The sequence below is a fragment of the Pseudomonas sp. P5_A2_2 genome, from assembly GCF_054177685.1.
This window is the reverse complement of the sequence record NZ_JBGCUL010001072.1, coordinates 1-1458: the sequence shown is the minus strand read 5'-3', so window position 1 is coordinate 1458 and position 1458 is coordinate 1. Positions and strand designations below refer to the sequence as shown.

Sequence of the window (1458 nt, the reverse complement as noted above, 5' to 3'; positions counted from 1 at the left end):
GACCAACGGCCAGTAAAAACCCCTGAAAACCAAAAAAAGCACTAGCCGAGCATTGTCATTTTTTATATCGTATACGAAATACAATAAACGAACCGGAGGCAACAATGAGCAAGCGCATTAACTGGAGTGGCGTCTTCCCAGCGGTGACCACTCAATTCAACGATGACTTCTCCATCAACCTGGAAAAAACCCATCAGGTGATTTCCAACGTGATCCGCGACGGCGTGTCGGGCCTGGTGGTCTGCGGCTCGGTGGGTGAAAACACCTCGCTGACCGCCGAAGAGAAAATCGCCGTGACCGAGGTCGCTGTCGATGCCGCCCGTGGTCGCGTACCAGTGATTTGCGGCGTGGCCGAGTTCACCAGCATACAAGCGGCCAAGGTCGCCAATGCCGTACGCCGGGTCGGCGTCGATGGCGTGATGCTGATGCCGGCGCTGGTCTACGGTTCCAAGCCGTTCGAGACCGCCGAGCATTACCGCTACGTGGCGAAAAACGCCGACGTGCCGCTGATGGTCTACAACAACCCGCCTATCTATAAGAACGACGTCACCCCGGACATCCTGATTTCCCTGGCCGACTGCGACAACGTGGTGYGCTTCAAGGATTCTTCCGGCGACACCCGTCGTTTCATCGACGTGCGCAACGAAGTCGGTGACCGTTTCGTGCTGTTCGCCGGTCTCGACGACGTGGTGCTGGAAAGCATTGCCGTGGGTGCCGAAGGTTGGGTCTCGGGCATGTCCAACGTGTTCCCCAAAGAAGGCGAAACCATCTTCCGTCTGGCCAAGGCCGGTCGTTTCGCCGAAGCCATGCCGATCTACGAATGGCTGATGCCGATCCTGCACCTCGATGCCCGCGCCGACCTGGTGCAATGCATCAAGCTGTGCGAAGCCATCGCCGGTCGCGGCAGCGCCTTGACCCGTCCGCCACGCCTGGCCCTTCCGGAAGCGGATCGCGTGTTCGTCGAGCAGATCATGGCCAAGGCCTTGGCCAACCGCCCGGAACTGCCGGACGTCGGTCTCTGAGTGATTGCCGGGCGGGTCTATGCGGACCCGGCCCGGCTGCCCGTTTTTTGCGCCTCAACAAGGAACGTCAGCATGTCCAATCCTCAACACACGCAAAGCGCAACCACACCCTCGGGACTCAAACGCGTAGTGGCTGCCGCCATGGCTGGCACCGTCGCCGAATGGTATGAGTTCTTTCTCTACGGCACCGCCTCGGCATTAGTTTTCGGCAAGCTGTTCTTCCGCCAGACCGACAGCCCCATCGACGGCATCATCGCCGCCTTCGCCTTGTACGCGGTCGGCTTTCTCGCCCGGCCGTTGGGCGGTTTGGTATTCGGTCACTACGGTGACAAATTCGGCCGCAAACGCCTGCTGCAACTGAGCCTGGTAGTGGTCGGCATCACCACCTTCCTGATGGGTTGCCTGCCTGGCTTCGAGCAGATCGGTTACGCAGCGC

Annotated in this window: 2 protein-coding genes; both read left to right on the top strand. The window is 59.8% G+C overall.

Annotated elements, in window-relative coordinates:
- Window positions 1–104 precede the first annotated feature (104 nt).
- A complete protein-coding gene (locus ACXRVY_RS28885) occupies window positions 105–1022 on the top strand; it encodes a dihydrodipicolinate synthase family protein (protein ID WP_458238942.1) in 918 nt (305 codons plus the stop codon).
- Window positions 1023–1094: 72 nt separating this feature from the next.
- The coding region (locus ACXRVY_RS28880) for an MFS transporter (protein WP_458238941.1) at window positions 1095–1458 on the top strand (364 nt) is incomplete at its 3' end.